Genomic DNA, 18,097 nt, shown 5'->3' on the forward strand with positions numbered 1-18,097 from the left:
AAAAACACACGTTTCACATTCGCCCAGCGGCCGCGCCAGATTTTAAAAATGCCATTCAGTCTGAAAACAGAAATAGGGCAGCCCATCCGCCAGCATTGGCGGCAAGGCTGGCCCTGGCTGCTTTTGCTGGCCGTTTCCGCCCTGCTGCATTTATGGCGGCTGGCCGAGCCTGCCGAAGTGGCTTTTGACGAAAGCCTGGTGGGGCGCTTTGCTTCGTATTATTTCAGCGGGGAATATTACTTTGATATTCACCCGCCGCACATGAAGCTCATTTACGCGGCGCTGGGCGCGCTGGCGGGCGTGCCGCAAGGGTTTTCGTTTCATCCGCACGGCCTGCATTATCCGGGCGGGTTTTATTTATGGATGCGCTTGTTTCCGGCGCTGTGCGGCACGGTATTGCCGCTTCTGGTGGCGCGGCTGGCGCTGGATTTTGGCGCGGCGCGGCGCTGGGCCTTGTGCGCAGGCTGGCTGGCGGCGTTTGACACCGTGCTGATGGTGGAATCGCGCTTCATCCTCAACGATATTCCGCTATTGACTTTCGGCCTGGCGGGCTGGTGCGGCATGGCGGCCTGGCGGCGGCAGGGCAAAAAGCGCCATTTGCTGCTGGGCGCGCTGGCGCTGGGGCTGGCCTGCGGCGTGAAGTGGACGGGGCTGGGCTTTGTCGCGCCGGTTTTCGCCGCGCTGGCGCTGGAAGGTTTTCCGGCCATCGGGTCAATCTGGCAAAACATCCGGCGGCAATGGCGCGCGAAAACAGGCGCGTTTTTGGTTATTACGGCCGTGATATTGCTGGTGCAAGGCGGCGGATATGCGCTGCATTTTGCGCTGCTGCCCAAGGCGGGGCCGGGCGATGCGTATATGTCTGCCCCCATGCAGCAGCGGCTGAAAGAGCGGCGTGAAAATCCGGCAGGCAGTGACCGGCTTTTCACCCCTTATGCCACGCTGGAGCTGCACCGCGCCATGGCTTCGTATTCCAGCCAGGTTTCAGGGCACCCGTATGCCAGCCCCTGGTACACCTGGCCGTGGGGCTGGCGCGGCATTTTCGTGTGGAGCAGCCAGAACCAGCCGCCGGAGCGCATTTACATGGCGGCCAATATCGCCATTTGGTGGCCGCTGGCTTTGGGAGCGCTGTATTTTCTGGCCGCCCTGCTGCCCTCGCCCTGGCGCGGCGCGAATATGGGCAAACCGGCAGCCCCGCCCGCGCAAAGCGATTATTTGCTGGCGCTGGCGTATCTGGTGAATTTCGCGCCGTTTTTCTTCATTCACCGGCCCATGTTCATTTACCACTATTTTCCGGCGCTGGCCGTCAGTTATGTCATGAGCGCCCGGCTGGCCACCTGCGCGGGCCTTTCGCGGCGCTGGGCATGGCTTTTTGCAGCAGCGGGCCTGCTGGGCTTTTTGTGGCTTGCGCCCGTGGTATATGGCCTACCCATACAGGCATCCACATTCAATGCGCTGATGCTGTTTGATTCATGGAAATGAAACGGCCCTGCCCCGCCATGCCCGCCATGCCTGCCATCCGCCGGAAGCTGGCGGAATCGCCTCAAAAAAAGGAGCGAATTCAGGTACTGCAAAAAAGCCATATGTCGCATATTCCACGCGGAGAGTCTGCTATTGAAGCAGGAGCGAATTCATCCTTGAATTCACGCGCTTCAAAAATGAATGACTTGCCGGAAACGCCATGAAAACGCCATGAAAAACGCCATGCCCCTGCCCATCCTCACCATCACGCCCCACCCTGCCATTGACGAAACCGTGAGCCTGCCCAGCCTGCGCCCCGGCGCGGTGAACGTGGCCACGCAAGCGCGCCGCAACGCGGGCGGCAAAGGCATCAACGTGGCCAGCTGCCTGGCCGACTGGGGCGCGCCCGTCGTGGCGCTCGGGCTGCTGGGGCAAGACAACGCGGCGGCGTTCGAGGCGCTGTTTGCCCGCAAAGGCATCGCAGACGCCTGCCAGCGCGTGCCCGGCAGCACGCGCACCAACATCAAGATCGTGGCGGCCGACACGGGCGACACCACCGACATCAACCTGCCCGGCCCCGCCGTGCCCGCCGCCGCCTGGCAGGCCCTGCTGCAAGACGTGCGCCAGCGCGCACAACCCGGCCAGTGGACGCTGGCCGCCGGCAGCCTGCCGCCCGGCCTGCAAACCGAAGGCTACGCGCCGCTGCTGAAACTTTTGCACGAGCGCGGCGCGCGCATTGCGCTGGACACCAGCGGCGCGGCGCTGAAGCAGGCCCTGGCCTGCGGCGTGCCGCTGGCCCTCATCAAACCCAACCGCCACGAGCTGGAAACCCTGCTGGGCCGCCCGCTGCCCACTTGCACCGATTTACGCGAAGCCGCGCGCGGCCTGCACGCCCAGGGCGTGGAAACCGTCGTCGTCTCCCTGGGCGAGCAAGGCGCTTTCATGAGCAGCCCCGAAGGCGCCTGGCTGGCCGCACCCTTGCCCGTGCAACTGCGGCCCGGCTCTGAACAGGTTCTCAGCACCGTCGGCGCGGGCGACGCGCAAGTGGCCGGCCTGCTGGCCGCCCGCCACGCGGGGCTGGGCTGGCAAGAGGCGCTCCGGTATGGCGTGGCGTTTGCGACGGCGAAACTGGGCCTGGCTGGAGCGGATTCAATGGAACGCCACACAATATCCGCGCTTGAAAATGAAGTGGAAATATCCGAAATGATTGAAACGGCCCGGCCATGAATCAGCGCATGCACGCGGCCCTGAAAACCGATTCATGGAAGCAAGGCAATCTGATAATCTGCCAGCGTCTGCTTCCCTGTTTTGCAAAATAATATGCCAGAGAACACGATTTTCATGATGAGATTTGATTATCATGATTTATGCCTCATGCTTTCATGCCATAAGAATATCGAAAGCATGATTTATTCAACTGAATTGGCCTGATTCATGACCCTCACCGACCTCCAATCCCTCTACCCCGATTTCTGCGGCGATTTTTCGCCCGACTGGGGCTTGCCCACGCGGGCGGATTTTGAACGGCTGGAAAAAGAATTCAGCGTGGTTTTTCCGCCCAGCTTCATTGAATTTCAAACCCTGCATGCGGCGCAAATGCGGGCCGTGGGCGAGGGTTTTCGCTGGGCCAATGCGCCAGAGCCGCATTTGAGCCTGGAGAGCCTGCTGCGCCAGGCGCAAGAGCGCGGCCATCTGGCGCTGGGCCTGCTGCCCTTTTGGCAGGACGGGGGCGACGCGCTGGCCTTTGATGTGTCTGCCGCCCAGGCGGAGCCGCCGGTGGTGTGGTGCATGCGCGATGGCAGCGCCTTTGCGCTGGCCGATGGCTTTGTGCCCTGGCTGGCGGCGTGCTATGAAGATTTGCGCCGCGATTTGATGTCTCATTTCAACCTGTAATCACCTTGCCGGAGCCGCAAGCCATGCCTTCCTCCCTGCTGGTCATCATCAACACGCCCGCCCGCGCCACGCATTCGCTGCTGGCGCGCGAGGCGCTGCGCGAGGCCGCCCGCGCCATGCAGCTGCCCTTGCGCATCGAAACCCTGCTGGAAAGCGGCGCGCAAGACCCTCTTGCGCCCGAAGAACTGGCCGCCGCGCCGCTGGTGCTGTGCGTGGGCGAAGCGCCCGCGCAGCGGCTGGCGGGCAAGGCCGCGCACGTGGCCACGCTGGCCGCCGTGCTGGCCGATGCGGCGGGCGTGCTGCGCCAGTGCTTGCAGCAAGCAGGCGCCGGTTCGCCCGCCGGTTCGCCCGGTTTGATGGCGGCCCGCGCTGATGTCACGGAGGCCACGGGGGCAGGCGGCCCCAAAGAGGCTGAACGGCCAGGCGCAGAAAACTGGCAGGCGCTCAAAGTGGTTGCCGTCACCTCCTGCCCCACGGGCATAGCCCACACCTTCATGGCCGAAGAAGGGCTGAAGGCCGCCGCCGCCGCGCTGGGCTGCCAGATGAAGGTGGAAACGCAAGGCTCGGTTGGCGCGCAAAACACCCTTTCGCCTGACGACATTGCGGCGGCTGATCTGGTCATCATCGCTGCCGACACGCAAGTGGACGCCAGCCGCTTTGCAGGCAAGCGCCTTTTTGCCAGCGGCACCAAGGCGGCCATCAAAAACGGCCAAGGCCTGATCCGCCAGGCGCTGGCCGAAGCGCAGCCGCACGGCGCGGCCCCATCCGCCCCAAAAGAAGCCGCCCCCGCCGCCAAAAAAGAGCGCACCGGGGCCTACAAGCACCTGATGACGGGCGTGTCCTTCATGCTGCCTTTTGTGGTGACCGGCGGGCTGCTCATTGCGCTGGGCTTCGCGCTGGGCGGCATTTACGTGTATGACGACGCGCACCAGGGCACGCTGGGCTGGACGCTGTTTTCCATTGGCAAAAGCGCCACCTTCGCGCTCATGATTCCCGTGCTCTCGGGCTACATCGCCTACTCCGTGGCCGACCGCCCCGGCATCACGCCCGGCATGGCCGGCGGGATGATTGCAAACAGCATCGGCGCGGGCTTTCTGGGCGGCCTGGCCTCCGGCTTCATCGCGGGCTACGCCGTCAAGTGGCTGAACGAAAAAATCCGGCTGGGCCGCAACCTGGACGGCCTCAAGCCCGTGCTCATCCTCCCGCTGCTGGGCACGCTCATCACCGGCTTGCTCATGTATTACGTGATCGGCCAGCCCGTGGCCGCGCTGCTGGCCGCGCTCACCCAGTGGCTCAAGGGCCTGCAAGGCAGCAGCGCCTTGCTGCTGGGCCTGCTGCTGGGCGGCATGATGGCCATCGACATGGGCGGCCCCATCAACAAGGCCGCCTACACCTTCGGCACCGGCCTGATCGCCAGCGAGGTCTATTCGCCCATGGCCGCCGTCATGGCCGCCGGCATGACGCCGCCGCTGGCCATCGCCCTGGCCGCCTGGCTGTTCAAAAGCCGCTTCAGCGCCGAAGAGCGCGACGGCGCCAAAGCCGCCGCCGTCATGGGCCTGGCCTTCATCACCGAAGGCGCCATTCCCTTTGCCGCCAAAGACCCGCTGCGCGTCATTCCCGCCCTGGCCGCAGGCTCGGCCCTCACTGGCGCGGTTTCCATGCTCGCCGGGTGCGAATTGCGCGTGCCCCACGGCGGCGCCTTCGTGCTGCCCATCCCCAATGCCGTCACCCATCTGGGCCTGTATCTGGCGGCGATTGCCGCCGGAACAGTCTTGAGCGCCGTGCTGCTGGGCGCGCTCAAGAAACCCGCGCAAACAGCCTGAAAGCGCCCTGCCCTGCCCCGCCAGCGATTTTTTCGCTCCTGCATTCATAGCAAGGTTTCCTGACTGCACCAGGACATCACGGCATTACGCCGGCTGAAATTCGCTCCTTTTTTTGATGTTGAACAGCCTTTGCCTTGTCCTTTGCCGCCGCCCGCGCCGCCATCGCTGATTCAAAAACCATGCCCAATAATCATGAAAAAGATTTGCGAACAGGTGAAAGTTTTTGATTTGGAACCGTTCGAAGCGGGCGACGGGGAAGCTTTTCGATTTCGTTTGGAAATCCTGCAAGAAAGGGGCGAAAAAATCTTTTTCGGCAAGGTTTACAGGCTGGAGACCTACCGGCTCCAGCCAACGTTTCCCCAGAGCCAAGGCAATCCGCCTGACTGGATCAATGATGCGCTTATTTTCGTAATGGACGAAATGTTTGATCCAGACAAATTGAAAGGCCAGTCCTGGAATGAAGTCCTTGAAAAGTTTCTCATTGCGGTGGATAAGATATTTTCCTGAAGCGCCCGCAGGGAAAACAAGCGGTTCAAAATCAGGTTTCAGATGCCTGGCGAGTTTTCCAAACGGCTTGATGCCACTGCCACGCCAAACGCATTGAAAGCCGCAAGGCCCGTCCGCCGCTTATTCCCAGAACCTGTTCAAAATCTTTTGTTCAAGAGAGCCAGGATGCCAAATAAACGAACGGCAAGCTGGCGCGAAGCAGCCGCTCACCGCTCATCCAAAGCCTCCGGCTTTTCTCCAGCCAGACAAGGCTGTGCTCAACCACCCAGCGTTTGGGCATCACCTTGAAAGCGTGAAATTCGCTTCTCTTTGCGAACCATCACGCGCCTGCCCGAGATGTCTTTGACGCCTTGCAACAAATGGCTGGCCCGCGTAAGCAACACCGCACAGCAGGCTTTGCTCCCGGCTCAAGCTACTTTTGCAGCGCCCCCAGCGCACGCCCATGAAGCCGAGTGCGGCAGCCAGCAGGCCCCAGCCGCCCAGCGCAGGCACGGACTGAACGGGCAGGCCGACGGTGAGGTTGCTGTGCGCAAACGCGTCAATTCGGTCATGGTGCAGTTCAAAAAAGAAATGACGATCAACATGATGCGGGCTGGCACGCACAACGTGAAAGAAATACAAGGCAGCAAGTTGCTGACGGATGCTGATTTCAAATAGGCAACCAGAATAAAGGCCGTCCGAGACCTGCTTGGACGGCCTTTTTTGTGGCTTGAAACAAGCGCGCTCTGCGCATCATGTATTGCGGTCATCAGCTTGGGAAAACCTGGCTGCATTTGGCTCCACCTTCCATGTGAAAAAAAGGGCTGATTCCGCTCCTTAAAAAGGAGCATGATGTCCTAGTGAAACGTGCGCAGGAACCGTTTTTAGCCCTGTTCAATTTGCTCCTGCTTTTGATACTTCCTGTCGGGACCATGCTTTGGGCCAGGCCGCGAAGGCTGCGGAGCGGAATGCCCCGGCAAAGAATGAAAGGCCGCAAGAGAACAAAAGCCCAAATCCGCGCTGAAATACGCCGCCGGAATCCGCTTTCAAACAAAAAAGCGCTTTCCGGGAAAAAGCGCCTGTGAACGGGTTTTCAAATGCGAATGAAATGTTCGCGGTAATGCAGCAGCTCGTCGATGGATTCATGCACGTCGGCCAGCGCGGTGTGGGCCTGGCGTTTTTGGAAGGCGTCTGCAACCTCGGGCTTCCAGCGGCGGGCCAGTTCCTTGAGGGTGCTCACGTCAATATTGCGGTAGTGGAAAAACGATTCCAGCCGGGGCATGTATTTGACGAGAAAGCGCCTGTCTTGCCCAATGGTGTTGCCGCACATGGGCGCCACGCCCTTGGAGACGTAGCGCGAGATGAAGGCGATGAGCTGCTGCTCGGCTTCGCCTTCGGTGAGGGTGGAGGCGCGGACTTTGTCCGTCAGCCCGCTGCGGCCATGCGTGCCCCGGTTCCAGGCGTCCATGCCGGCCAGCAGCTCGTCGCTTTGGTGGATGACCAGCACGGGGCCTTCCACGCGGGTTTGCAGCTGCGGGTCGGTGATGACGATGGCGATTTCCAGCAGGCGCTCGCGTTCGGGGTCCAGACCGCTCATTTCGCAGTCCAGCCAGACGAGGTTCTGGTCTGAAAAAGCCAGGGCGGGCGTTGGGTTGGCAGTGTGGTTTTCAGTCATGGGCGCGGATTTTCTTCTTTTGGCAAGGCGCGGCGGCCTGCGCGCCCGAAATCTGCTTCATTCCTGCCCCGCTCCCCGCACGACCGCTTCCTTCCGCCACATTGGCACACATGAACAATCCAAACCATCCACGTCAGGACTTCCTGAATGGACATCCACAAAGCGTGTGTTTCCGTGAGCTTCAGCCCGGCGCCTTCCGTGAGATGGCCAGGAACGCCTGTCAGCACCTGCTGGCAGCGCTGCACTACGACAAGCCTGGAGGCATGCGTTGAGCCGGTGATGAGCTGGCAATGGCACAGCTTGCCAGTCACGGCGCTTTACCAGGCTGCTGCAGCGCCTGAGGATCACAAGCGCTTTCGCACCAAGCCCTACACGCCCAGAACCCATGGCAATAGCCGAGCGGCTCATCCAGACTTTGTTCAGACAGTGGGCCTATGCATATCGCTATTGCGCTTCAGACCACTGCATTGATGAGCTGGCGCCGTGGGATGCAGCGCGACAACTTCCATCGCCCTTACTCTGCTGACAAACACAACCTCCCGCTTGTTGCCTCAAGCTTGAAGGGGACATCGCGTTGAAAACGCTACGACTAACCACCTGTGCTTCGCATTCCGACCTGACCCGTTTTTACGCACCTGAGGCAGGGCCGCGAACGGGTTCAGGCATGAGACGAAACAGCTTTTCATGGAACACCTTTAATGCAGGCCGTCAAGAAAAATTGCAAATTAATATTGCATGACGCGGATAAAATGAAAAATATTTTTACCATCAGAGCACTTTTACATTCACGTAAATTATATTTTACATTTATATTGCTATTTGTGTGACTTCTCCCAATGAAAGGGGATTCGTTCTACGCAAGCGTCCTGGCTCGTGTTTCTATATGCATTTTTCCGAAATAGAAATTATCGAAATAAGAATGCTGACCGTCATCGCAGGCACATGTAGATAAACAGAAAAAATAAATATTCGAAAGGATTGCCTCGTTACCTGACGACACGTTTTCTAAATGCTTTTCCCAGGGTAATCGCCCCAGCTATCTTTTTCAAATACAGATGCCGACAATGAATGCGTCTGCCAGCCTTTTGGGATATGTGGCACAGGTAGCAACCCTGGTCAAAGGAAAGGACTCAACATGACCGCTGTCAATTTTTCTTCCCATGCCAATGCTGCGCGCACAAGCGCTGCCGGAGGCTCCGTTTCAGTCCAGCAGGGCGATACGCTTTCGGCCATTGCCGCGCGCAATGGCGTTTCGCTTCAGGCGCTTTTGGCGGCCAATCCGCAGATCAGCAATCCTGATTTGATTTTTGCTGGCGACACCATTAATTTGCCGGGCGGCGCAGGCGCTGCTGGCGGCGGCGCAGCAAACCAGACCGCAGGCACGCAGCAGACAGCAGCAGCTTCTGGCGCGGGTGGCTCACAGCCTTCTGGCATGAGCATGAGCCAGGCAGGGCTGGATATGGTCAAGAAATACGAGGGCCTGCGCACTACGGCTTATCGCGACCCGGTGGGCATTTTGACCATCGGCTACGGCCATACAGGCAGTGATGTGCGTGAAGGCCAGACCATTAGCGAAGCACAGGCGACCGAGCTGCTGCGCAAGGACTTGGGCACGGCCGAGAACGCCGTGCGCAAGGCCGTGAAGGTGCCGCTGACACAAGGCCAGTTCGACGCGCTGGTGAGCTTTACCTTCAACTGCGGCGCGGGCACGCTCCAGAAATCGACCATTCTGGAAAAGCTCAACGCAGGCGACTACGCCGGAGCGCAAGCCGAATTTGGCAAGTACAACCATGGTGGCGGGCGCGTGCTGCCCGGCCTGACGCGCCGGCGCAATGAAGAAGCGCAGATGTTTGGCAATCAAAAGCCAACAGGCACGGGCGGCGCACAAAGCCAGCAGCCTTCTCCTGCGACGCCCAGCACGGGCGGCGGCCAGCCCGCCAAGGCCGCAGGCGGCTCCTATACCGTGAAGAAAGGCGATACCTTGTGGGATATCGCACGCGCGCATGGCGTTTCGCTCAAGAGCCTGATTGCGGCCAATCCGCAAATCGCCAACCCTGACCTGATTTATCCCAATCAAAAGATCAACCTGCCTTCCGGCGCGCAAGGCACAGGCGGAGCGGGGGGAGCCGGCGGGACTGGCGGTGCGCAAGGCACTTCCACGCCCACGCCGGCAGGCAACGGGAAAGGCGCCAACACGGCAGCCATCGCCAAGAGCTTTGAAGGCCGCAACGCTTCCGAACTCAAACGCAGCGGCGCGCTGCCGATGAATCCCAATGTGCCCAGTAACATTTGCTGTGCCAATTTCGTCTCGGCGGTCTTGCAAAAGAACGGCCTGCTGTCGGCGGGCGAGCACACCGACGCCGTGCGTCAACTGGATGTCACGCTGCGCCGCAAGGGCTGGCAGCCGGTGTCGCTGGCCAACGCCAAGCCGGGCGACGTGGTCATCATGGAACGCAATGGCGTTTCGCACACGGAAATCGTGGCGTCGAATGAAAACGGCAAGGTCACGCTGATTGGCTCCAACAACCGCAACGCCGATGGCAGCCAGCGCATTACTTACGACACCAGCAACTGGTGGCACAACCACCTCTCCGCCATCCTGACGCCGCCGAATTGATCGGCAGCAAAGCAGAGCGGCGTCGCGCCGCTTTCTGGCGTGGCCCGCAACGACCCCTGCCCATGGTTCAGTGGGCAGGGGTTTTTCGTAGGGAGGCAGCGCGCCTCAGGGCGCATTCAACGTTCTGTTGCAGCGCCATTCGTTGGCAATGCTGAAATGCCCAGTTTCAAACAACCGGAGTGAAAACATGAAATTTCCCGTGAAGTGGCTGGCCTTGCCGCTGGTCTTGTCCATCATGCCTGCCGCAGGAGCGGGCGCTCCCAGCGTGCACAAAGCGGATGACGATGCCATCACCGCCATCGCCATTCAGGCGGCCGCACAATCACTCAAGCTGGATGCGGAGCAGCTGAAGCTGGCGCCAGAAAACATTCGCTACGACGGCGACTGGGCCTTCATGCAGGCCCACCTGCGCGATGCCGCAGGCAAGCGCTTTGACTATGCGGGCACCGCCCTGCATAAAGCGGCTCAAGCGGGCGCCATGTCCGATTTATGCGTGGCGCTGCTGCGCCGCGACGGCCAGGCTTGGAAGCTGATTGACATTGCCGTTGGCCCCAGCGATGTGGCCTGGGAAGACTGGGCTGGGCGGCACCACGCGCCCGAAGGGCTTTTCAAATGAAAGCGCGCCGCCTGCTGTGGCCTGCCGTCATGGGCTTGCTGGCCGCAGCGCTGGCGCAGGGAACCTGGGCGGCGGCAGATGCGGACGCCAGCCCGCCCCAAGCCGCGCCTGTGCAAACCGCGCCTGCAGCCGCTGAAAGTCTGCCCGCCGCCCTTCAAGGCGAGTGGGAGCCGGTGAGCCGCGCGCTGGAGTCAGCAGGCAATCTGACCTTGCAGACGCAAAGCCTGATCTGGCTGCCTTGTGGCGCGGCGGCCCATGCCATGCAAGTACAAGAACAAGCAGATGGCACGGGCCATCTGCTGAAGCTGGTAGGCCAGCCAGCCTGCCAGCTTGACGGCACGCCTGTCAGCCATTTGCGCGTGCAGCGCAGCGCCAAGCAGGCGTGTGATCTGGAAGTGGCTGTGTTTGCCAGCGACAAGCAGCTGGCCAAGGGCGAGCGCCTCGCCTGGGGTGTGTACACGCAGGCATCTTGCCCAGAAGGCGGCGCGCCTGGTACGGCGGGCGGACGCTGACACTTGGTTCTTCAAAAAAGCGGATGGGTGCGCATGCGGAATGCATTTGCACCCATCCGCTTTTTTGACATCCATGCTGTCTCCGCTTTGCTTCTGACTGCGGAGACGCCTGGTCTCGCAAGGGTCCCAGCCCCGGTGGGCGCGGAATTTGGCTTGATCTCCTGCATGTTCCAGCCAAACAAGCTCAGCGCCCAATTGATCAGACGGCCCGAGTAGCCGCCATCCACAAAAACAGTCTTGAGGCACTCAAAGCGCAAGAACGGCCTCGCCAGCAAAGCCCTGACACCCACTCGGCTCTGAATGCCTGCTGAGTGCACCACTACGGCCAGCAGCCGCTCCATTGTGTCTACGGCTATGTGGCGCTTGCGCCCCTTGACTCTTTTGCCTGCGTCATATCCGCGCTGGGCTTGGCGCTTGCTGACGCAGCCGCACCAGCGGGCAGAGGTGCTGTAGACCTGTTTCCAGGGCGGGGAGACCTTGGGTAGTGCGCGCTATCGACGGTCTGTTCACCGGTCATGTCACTTGGATACATGACGATCGTTTGCCGCAAATTCTCTCTTTGAGAACAGTCTCTGGGACCTCATGCTCCGAATAAGGGCGCGAAACGAGGCCGTCTGCTCCGTGCGGGGCGCGGCTATTCCAGGCTTTCGCCCTCGGCGGCTTCCACGATGAAGCGCACGCGGCGCTGGCCCTGCCATTCGTCCACATCCAGCCGGTAGGCCAGGCGCGGGCGCTCGGGCAGGGGGCCGGTGTGGTTGAACCAGATGGCGTCCACCGCCTCGCCCGCGTGGCGCAGTTTGAGCGACAGGTGCTTTTCGCCGCCGACCAGGCGCTGGCTGATGACTTGCACTTCGTCGCAGAAAAGCGGCGCGGGAAAGCCCTGGCCCCAGACTTCGGCCTGAAGGGCTTCGGCCACGTCCGGGCAGCGGTATTGGGCAGGCAGGGGGCCGTCGGTTTCCATGCAGCAGCTGAGGGCGTCGGCGTCCAGCTCTTCGGCGGCCACTTGCTCGAAGGCGCGGCGAAAGGCGTCGAACTGGTCGCGCGCGATGGTGCAGCCCGCCGCCATGGCGTGGCCGCCAAACTTGAGCAGCGTGCCGGGGCTGCGCTTGGCCACCAGATCGAGCGCGTCGCGCAGGTGAAAGCCGGGGATGGAGCGGCCCGATCCCTTGAGTTCGCCTGCTTTGCCGGGCGCGCCGCTGGCGGCAAAAACGAAGGCGGGGCGGCGCCATTTGTCTTTCAGGCGCGAGGCGACGATGCCGACCACGCCTTCGTGAAAGCTGTCGTCATGCACGCTCAGGGCCGCCGGCAGGGCGGCCTCGCCGTCAAACAGGTTTTCCACGTGCAGCAGGGCCTGCTCGCGCATGCCGTTTTCGATTTCGCGGCGCTCGCGGTTGATGGCGTCCAGCCGCGCGGCCAGCTCCCGGGCGCGGGCTGCGTCGTCGGTGAGCAGCAGCTCGATGCCAATCGTCATGTCGGCCAGGCGGCCGGCGGCGTTGATGCGCGGCCCCAGGGCAAAGCCGAAATCGGCGGCGCTGGCTTTGGCCCACGGGCGGCCCGATGCCTCAAACAGCGCGGCCAGGCCCGGCTGCATGTGTCCGGCGCGAATGCGGCGCAGGCCCTGGGCGACGAGGCGGCGGTTGTTTTCGTCCAGCCGCACCACATCGGCCACGGTGCCCAGGGCGATGAGGGGCAGCAGCGCGTCCAGCCGGGGCTGGCTGGCGGCGGTGAAGGCGCCGCGCGCGCGCAGCTCGGCGCGCAAGGCCAGCAGCACGTAAAACATGACGCCCACGCCCGCCATGCTTTTGCTGGCAAAGCCGCAGCCGGGCTGGTTGGGATTGACGATGACGTGGGCCGCCGGCAGCGCAGGGCCGGGCAGGTGGTGGTCGGTGACGAGCACTTGCAGGCCCAGCTCCCGCGCGGCCTGCACGCCTTCCACGCTGGCAATGCCGTTGTCCACGGTGAGCAGCACGTCGGCCCCGCGTTCGGCCACGCGGCGCGCGATGGGGGGCGTGAGGCCGTAGCCGTCGCACACGCGGTCGGGCACCAAGTAGTCCACGTGCGCCGCGCCCAGCATGCGCAGGCCGCGCACGCCCACGGCGCAGGCGGTGGCGCCGTCGCAGTCGTAATCGGCCACAAAGCAAATGCGCTTGCGCGCGGCCATGGCGTCGGCCAGCAGGCGGGCGGCTTCGGGCGCGCCTTTGAGGCCGCCGCCGCTTTCAGGACTGCCGCCGCTTTCAGGGCCGACGGGCGGCAGCAGGCGCGAGAGGGCCGGGTCCAGCTCGGCCGCATGGCGCACGCCGCGCGCGGCCAGCAGGCGCGCCAGCAGCGGGTGCACGCCCGCCTGCTCCAGCGCCCAGGCGGCGCGGGGGGGCACGTCGCGCGCGCGCAGCTGCACGCCAGCCTGGACGGCGGCGCTCATGCGGCGGCTCCGGCGGCAGGTGCAGGCGGCAAGGCTGGCTCCACTTCAGCGCGGATGATTTCCAGCCGGCGCGCATCCACGCACTGCGGCGCCAGCCGCCGCACGGTGGCCAGCGCCCGGCGCGCGGCCCGTGGCTGGCCATTGCGCGCCAGCGCCAGCGACAGCTCGCAGGCAAAAGAAATGGCAGACCACCAGAACACGGGGTTGCGCTGCGTCCACTCCAGCGCGGTGCGGCAGGCGGCGGTCAGCAGCGCCACGGCCTGGCCGAAGTCGGCATGCCGCGCGTCATCGAGCGCCAGCAGGCCGCGTATGCCCTGCTCGTACATGGCGATGAAAGGGGGCAGCTCTTGCGTATTCACCCGCGCCAGCAGCCGCCGGGCTTCGTCAAACTGCCCCAGGCGCTCGCGCGTGATGGCCAGGTCCATCAGCCATTCGGGCCGGTCCGGCGCGGCAGCCAGCATGCCCTCCAGCACAGCGGCGGCCGTGGCGAAATCGCCCGCGCGCGCGGGCAGCAGGTATTCAAAAATGCCCAGCGGCTGACAGCTGGCCGCATCGGCCCCGCCGGCCCCAGCCTCCGGGCGGCAAGGGTGCGCCAGCAGCTCGGCGCGCGCAGCGGCCACGCCCTGATAGCGCGCGGTCATGCAAGCGCTGTAAAAAGCCAGCTCCCAGGCCATTTCACGCAGGCCGGGCGCCCACGGCCGGCTCAGCGCCGCATCCGTGAGCGCCTGAAGGCTCTCCCGCAAGCCCATCGCGTCGCCCGCCAGCGCGGCGCACAGCCCCTGCCGGTGCTGCAAGACATGACGCCACGCCAGCGCGCAGGCGGCAAACGGCGCCGCCATGCCCAGCGCCGCCAGCAGCGCCACCCACCAGGGCCACTGGCGGTACAGCGCCAGCGCCAGCGCCACGCCCAGCCCCAGCAGCAGGGGGCGATGCCGCGCCGCCGTCTGGCGCAAGCCCTGGGCGAGGCTCAAACCTTGCTGCTCCATCTCCGCCACCAGGCTGGCCGCCAGGTCTGCCCATTGCTGCGGCGTGACTTCATCGGGCGGCACGCCAAAGCGCTGCCGCGCCGCTTCTTCCAGCGGCAGCAAGTCGCTGGCCATGTTCAGGATGCGCACGTTGCCCAGCTGCGGAAATTCGCGCCCGATCACTTCCAGCGCCTGCCGCGCGTCGCTGGCCTGCACCACGCCCTGCGCGCGCCGCCCGCCGGGAGCCGTGGCGGTGTAGAGCCAGTGTTTGCGGAAAGTGCGGGTTTCTTGCTGTGCCATGCGGCGATTGTGGCAAGGCGGGCGAAGCCGCCGCTCTGGCCAGCCTGCCCGCGAGCGCTGGCGGGGAGCGATGGGCGGGGAAATGGGCAGAAAAACAGTCCATGCGCAGGGCCAGGCTCACGCAAAGCCTGGCCTGATTTAGCTCCTCTATCCATAGCATGAGGTCCTAGAAGAAACTGCGCAGCAAGGCATTCAAGACCCCTTGAATTTGCTCCTGTTTTGGGTGTTTTCTGACGGACATTGCCAAGGCGCAGGCTCTTTTCCGCCCAAGCTCTCTGAACAGGTTTTCAGCGCTTCAGCGGCCTGCTTGCCGCGCTTTTCCAGCCCGGCAGGCCTTGGGCGGGCGCGAATCCACCCGCTGGCGTCAATGCCGGAATTTGCCTTCCGGCGTCAGCACGGCCAGATCGGTGTGGCTGGCGCCCTGGCGCTCGCCCTTGTAGTTCAGGCCGTAGCCGGTGCCCAGGTCAATGTTGGCGGCAGCATCCAGCCAGCGCGAGAGGTCGGTCTTGTTTTTCACCTGCCCGTTTTTCACGGCTTCAATCAGCAGGCGGGCGTTCAGGTAGCTTTCAAAGCTGAGGTAAGAGGGCTTGAGGCCCGCCGCCTTGGCGATGCGCTGGTAGTCCTGCTGGGCGGGCAGGCGGCTGCCCCACGGGCTGGGGGTGACGGTGACGAAGGCGGCCATGCCCATGTGGCCTTTTACGCGGTCGGCGTACTGGGCGTCGGCCTGCGCGGCCAGGTTCAGCACCAGCGGCAGGGCGGCCTTGGCGCGCCAGGCATCCAGCAAGGCGGCCGATTGCTGGCTGTCGGCCAGCAGCAGCAGCGCGTCAGGGCGGGAGGCCATCAGCTCCTCGGCGGCGCGGCGGTAGTCCGGCAAGCTGGCGTTGAAGCGGCGGGGCACGAAGCGCAGGTCCGGAAAGCGGTCGCGCAGCTTGTCCAGCTCGCTGGCGTAGTCAATGCCAAAACCGTCTTCCTGAATGAACACGCCCACGCTTTTGAGGCCGGTGGCGTTGATGAAGCCCAGCAGCCGCAACAGCTCGCCGCTGGCCGGGGCGCGCACGGCGTAGGTGTACCAGGCCTGTTTGCCGCGCAGGGCGGACGAACCGGCCACGGGGCCAAGCAGGGGCACTTTGGCCTTGGCGCAGATTTGCTGCTGCGCCAGGCAGCTGGGGGAGCCAAAGCACGACAAAAAAGCTTGCGCGCTGGACACTGCGGACGAAGCAGCTTGCGTGGCCTTGACGGCGCTGTAGCCGTCATCCAGCGATTTCAGCTCGATGCGCACGCCGCCCTTGGCGTTCCGGTTGTAGTCATCCAGCGTGGCGCGGGTCATGGCGTTGATTTCGCGGCCCGCCTGCGCCAGGGGGCCGCTGAGCGGCACGATCTGAACCACCTCCAGCGCCTCCTGCGCGCAGGCGGCCAGCGGAACAGCGCCCCACGCCACGGCGCAGGCCGTGGCCATCACGAATTTCAGCAGCGCAGCCATGCGGTGTTTCCCCAGAGTGAGTTGGTGCCAATGCGTTGATACGAACATGACGTATCGTTAAGTATCGCCTAGTTACATTGGCCCACGCCATAGCCGCGCCAAGCTGATGTTTGCGGAATGCGAAATAAACAGCCGCATGAAGCAGGCGTTCGCGTGCGGCAGGCGCGTTTCGCCTTGCGCTTTTGCAAGCGCAGGCAGCCCGGTGAAAGCTGAAAAGCGCGCCATCGAATCAAGCAAGCGCCCAAGCAGCTGCTCGAGCGCGCCGCCCGTCATATCTGAAGCCACTCGCGCCAGGTTTTTTCGTCAGCGCGCAGCGCCTGCGGCGTGCCTTCAAAGACGATGCGGCCCTGCCCCATCACCAGCGCACGGGTGGCAATGCGCAGCGCGATGGAGAGCTTTTGCTCGATGAGCAAGATGCCCAGGCCCCGCGCTTGCAGCATTTGCAGGCAGCGGCCCACCTGCTGGGCCATCAGGGGCGACAGCCCTTCCGTGGGTTCATCCACCAGCAGCAAATCGGGGTTGCCCATGAGCGTGCGGCAGAGCGTGAGCATTTGCTGCTCGCCGCCGGAGAGCACACCCGCTTCGGTGCGCTCGCGCGCCTTGAGCGGCGCAAACAGCTCGAACATGTCTTGCATGCGCCAGGGCGCGCGCCCGGCCGCCCCCTGATTCGCTCCCTGATTCGCGCCCTGTTTTTCGCCCAGCAGCAGGTTCTGGCGCACGGTCAGGCGCGGAAAGACATCGCGGCTTTCGGGCACATAACCCAGCCCCAGGCGGGCGATTTCATGCGCGGGCCGCCCCAGCAGCGGCTGGCCGCGCCAGCTCACGCTTCCGCTGGCGGGCAGCAGCCCCATGATGGCCTTGGCGCAAGTGGAACGCCCCGCGCCATTGCGCCCCAGCAGCGCCACGATTTCGCCCGGCGCCACTTCCAGCCGCACGCCGTGCAGCACTTCGCTTTTGCCGTAGCAGGCGCGCAAGTCGCGCACAAGCAGCGTCATGCCCGCCCTCCCGCATGGGCGGCGGCCTGAAGCGAAGCCGGTGCATCCGCCGAACCGGCTTCGCTGCCCAGGTAAACCGCTTTCACGCGCGCATCGGCGCGCACGGCCTCGGGCGTGTCAAACGCCAGCAAGCGCCCTTGCGCCAGCACGGCGATGCGGTCTGCCAGGCTGAAAACCACGCCCATGTCGTGCTCCACCATCAGCAGCGTGCGCCCGGCCGTCAGCTCGCGGATGAGGCCGATGAAATGCGCCGTCTCATCCGCGTTCATGCCTGCTGTCGGCTCGTCCAGCAACACCACGCGCGCGCCGCCGGCCAGCGTGATGCCGATTTCCAGCGCCCGCTGCTCCGCATACGCCAGGTGCGCCGCCAGCGCGTGGCGGCGGTGCGCCAGGCGCGTGCGCTCCAGCAGCTCATCGGCGCGCTGGTTCACATCGCGCAAGCGGCCCAGCCAGCGCAGCAGGCTGTAGCGGTAGCCCAGCGCCCACAGTGCGGCGCAACGCAGGTTGTCTTGCACGCTCAGGCCGCCAAACACGCGCGAGATCTGAAAACTGCGCGACAGGCCCATGCGGTTGATCTCAAAAGGCCGTTTGCCATCTACGCGCGCCCCGTGCAGCCAAATTTGCCCGCCATCAGGGCGCGTGCGCCCGCTGATCAGATCAAACAGCGTGGACTTGCCCGCACCATTGGGCCCAATCACCGCCACGCGCTCGCCCGGCTGCACCGCCAGGCTCACGCCGCCAATGATTTCGCTGGCGCCAAAGCGCTTGCGCACGTCTTGCAGGGCTAGGGCGGGTAATGACATGGATAAATTCCGGTTTTCAGCATCAAAATCTCGCGCGCTGGCATCGTCATTCATT

17 protein-coding genes and 2 pseudogenes are annotated in these 18,097 nt (G+C 63.8%); 10 read left to right on the forward strand and 9 right to left on the reverse strand.

Annotated elements, in window-relative coordinates:
* Positions 1-48: 48 nt before the first annotated feature.
* The 6 genes from ADJ79_RS01220 to ADJ79_RS01240 all read left to right on the forward strand — a co-directional run bounded on the left by ADJ79_RS01220 (position 49) and on the right by ADJ79_RS01240 (position 5,681).
* Positions 49-1,479 (forward strand): phospholipid carrier-dependent glycosyltransferase, encoded by a 1,431-nt coding sequence (locus ADJ79_RS01220; RefSeq protein ID WP_050714433.1) that lies wholly within the window; start codon positions 49-51, stop codon positions 1,477-1,479.
* A gap of 26 nt (positions 1,480-1,505) precedes the next feature.
* Entirely contained in the window at positions 1,506-1,682 is a 177-nt protein-coding gene (locus ADJ79_RS13745) for a hypothetical protein (protein WP_156303941.1), read from the forward strand.
* Positions 1,683-1,689: 7 nt separating this feature from the next.
* Positions 1,690-2,685: a 1-phosphofructokinase gene (pfkB, locus tag ADJ79_RS01225; RefSeq protein ID WP_253273844.1), complete on the forward strand. Its 996-nt coding sequence runs from the start codon at positions 1,690-1,692 to the stop codon at positions 2,683-2,685.
* 207 nt (positions 2,686-2,892) lie between these two features.
* Positions 2,893-3,351, forward strand: a complete 459-nt coding sequence (locus ADJ79_RS01230) for an SMI1/KNR4 family protein (RefSeq protein ID WP_050714434.1) — start codon at positions 2,893-2,895, stop codon at positions 3,349-3,351.
* Positions 3,352-3,374: 23 nt separating this feature from the next.
* Positions 3,375-5,174 carry a fructose-specific PTS transporter subunit EIIC gene (locus tag ADJ79_RS01235; RefSeq protein WP_050714435.1) on the forward strand — a complete coding sequence of 600 codons (1,800 nt, stop codon included), beginning with the start codon at positions 3,375-3,377 and terminating at the stop codon, positions 5,172-5,174.
* A 192-nt stretch (positions 5,175-5,366) separates the two neighbouring features.
* Positions 5,367-5,681: a hypothetical protein gene (locus tag ADJ79_RS01240; RefSeq protein WP_050714436.1), complete on the forward strand. Its 315-nt coding sequence runs from the start codon at positions 5,367-5,369 to the stop codon at positions 5,679-5,681.
* A gap of 137 nt (positions 5,682-5,818) precedes the next feature.
* On the opposite strand, the pseudogene ADJ79_RS15655 reads toward ADJ79_RS01240, so the two are convergent.
* Together ADJ79_RS15655 and orn are read right to left on the reverse strand one after the other, a co-directional pair.
* A pseudogene (locus ADJ79_RS15655) lies at positions 5,819-6,107 on the reverse strand (IS5/IS1182 family transposase); the annotation flags it as partial.
* A gap of 646 nt (positions 6,108-6,753) precedes the next feature.
* Positions 6,754-7,335: an oligoribonuclease gene (gene orn / locus ADJ79_RS01250; RefSeq protein WP_050714438.1), complete on the reverse strand. Its 582-nt coding sequence runs from the start codon at positions 7,333-7,335 to the stop codon at positions 6,754-6,756.
* A 110-nt stretch (positions 7,336-7,445) separates the two neighbouring features.
* Between orn and ADJ79_RS13755 the strand changes: the two genes are divergently transcribed.
* The 4 genes from ADJ79_RS13755 to ADJ79_RS01265 all read left to right on the forward strand — a co-directional run bounded on the left by ADJ79_RS13755 (position 7,446) and on the right by ADJ79_RS01265 (position 11,080).
* Positions 7,446-7,607 (forward strand): hypothetical protein, encoded by a 162-nt coding sequence (locus ADJ79_RS13755; protein ID WP_156303944.1) that lies wholly within the window; start codon positions 7,446-7,448, stop codon positions 7,605-7,607.
* 863 nt (positions 7,608-8,470) lie between these two features.
* Positions 8,471-9,952: a SafA/ExsA family spore coat assembly protein gene (gene safA, locus ADJ79_RS12895; protein ID WP_082202769.1), complete on the forward strand. Its 1,482-nt coding sequence runs from the start codon at positions 8,471-8,473 to the stop codon at positions 9,950-9,952.
* A gap of 187 nt (positions 9,953-10,139) precedes the next feature.
* Positions 10,140-10,568 carry a hypothetical protein gene (locus tag ADJ79_RS01260; protein ID WP_050714439.1) on the forward strand — a complete coding sequence of 143 codons (429 nt, stop codon included), beginning with the start codon at positions 10,140-10,142 and terminating at the stop codon, positions 10,566-10,568.
* On the forward strand, positions 10,565-11,080 hold the full coding sequence (locus tag ADJ79_RS01265) for a hypothetical protein (protein WP_050714440.1): 516 nt from the start codon (positions 10,565-10,567) through the stop codon (positions 11,078-11,080). The genes ADJ79_RS01260 and ADJ79_RS01265 overlap by 4 nt, the downstream gene beginning before the upstream one ends.
* 11 nt (positions 11,081-11,091) lie before the next feature.
* Here ADJ79_RS01265 and ADJ79_RS12900 read toward each other — a convergent pair.
* The 7 genes and pseudogenes from ADJ79_RS12900 to ADJ79_RS01300 all read right to left on the reverse strand — a co-directional run.
* Positions 11,092-11,490, reverse strand: a pseudogene (locus tag ADJ79_RS12900) (transposase); the annotation flags it as partial.
* Between the two features lie 224 nt (positions 11,491-11,714).
* The gene (recJ, locus tag ADJ79_RS01275; RefSeq protein ID WP_050716328.1) at positions 11,715-13,475 is read right to left on the reverse strand and encodes a single-stranded-DNA-specific exonuclease RecJ; all 1,761 of its coding nucleotides are present in this window, start codon (positions 13,473-13,475) and stop codon (positions 11,715-11,717) included.
* 20 nt (positions 13,476-13,495) lie between these two features.
* Complete coding sequence (locus ADJ79_RS01280; RefSeq protein ID WP_050714442.1) at positions 13,496-14,764, reverse strand: tetratricopeptide repeat protein; 1,269 nt, start codon at positions 14,762-14,764, stop codon at positions 13,496-13,498.
* Positions 14,765-15,128: 364 nt separating this feature from the next.
* Positions 15,129-16,244 carry an ABC transporter substrate-binding protein gene (locus ADJ79_RS01285; protein WP_050714443.1) on the reverse strand — a complete coding sequence of 372 codons (1,116 nt, stop codon included), beginning with the start codon at positions 16,242-16,244 and terminating at the stop codon, positions 15,129-15,131.
* Between the two features lie 72 nt (positions 16,245-16,316).
* Positions 16,317-16,517, reverse strand: coding sequence for a hypothetical protein (locus ADJ79_RS01290; protein WP_050714444.1), 201 nt, complete (start codon positions 16,515-16,517; stop codon positions 16,317-16,319).
* A complete protein-coding gene (locus ADJ79_RS01295; protein WP_050714445.1) occupies positions 16,514-17,239 on the reverse strand; it encodes an ABC transporter ATP-binding protein in 726 nt (241 codons plus the stop codon). The genes ADJ79_RS01290 and ADJ79_RS01295 overlap by 4 nt, the downstream gene beginning before the upstream one ends.
* Positions 17,236-18,042 carry an ABC transporter ATP-binding protein gene (locus ADJ79_RS01300; RefSeq protein ID WP_050716329.1) on the reverse strand — a complete coding sequence of 269 codons (807 nt, stop codon included), beginning with the start codon at positions 18,040-18,042 and terminating at the stop codon, positions 17,236-17,238. The genes ADJ79_RS01295 and ADJ79_RS01300 overlap by 4 nt, the downstream gene beginning before the upstream one ends.
* Positions 18,043-18,097: the final 55 nt, after the last annotated feature.

The organism is Ottowia sp. oral taxon 894 (assembly GCF_001262075.1).
Lineage (GTDB): Bacteria > Pseudomonadota > Gammaproteobacteria > Burkholderiales > Burkholderiaceae_C > Ottowia > Ottowia massiliensis.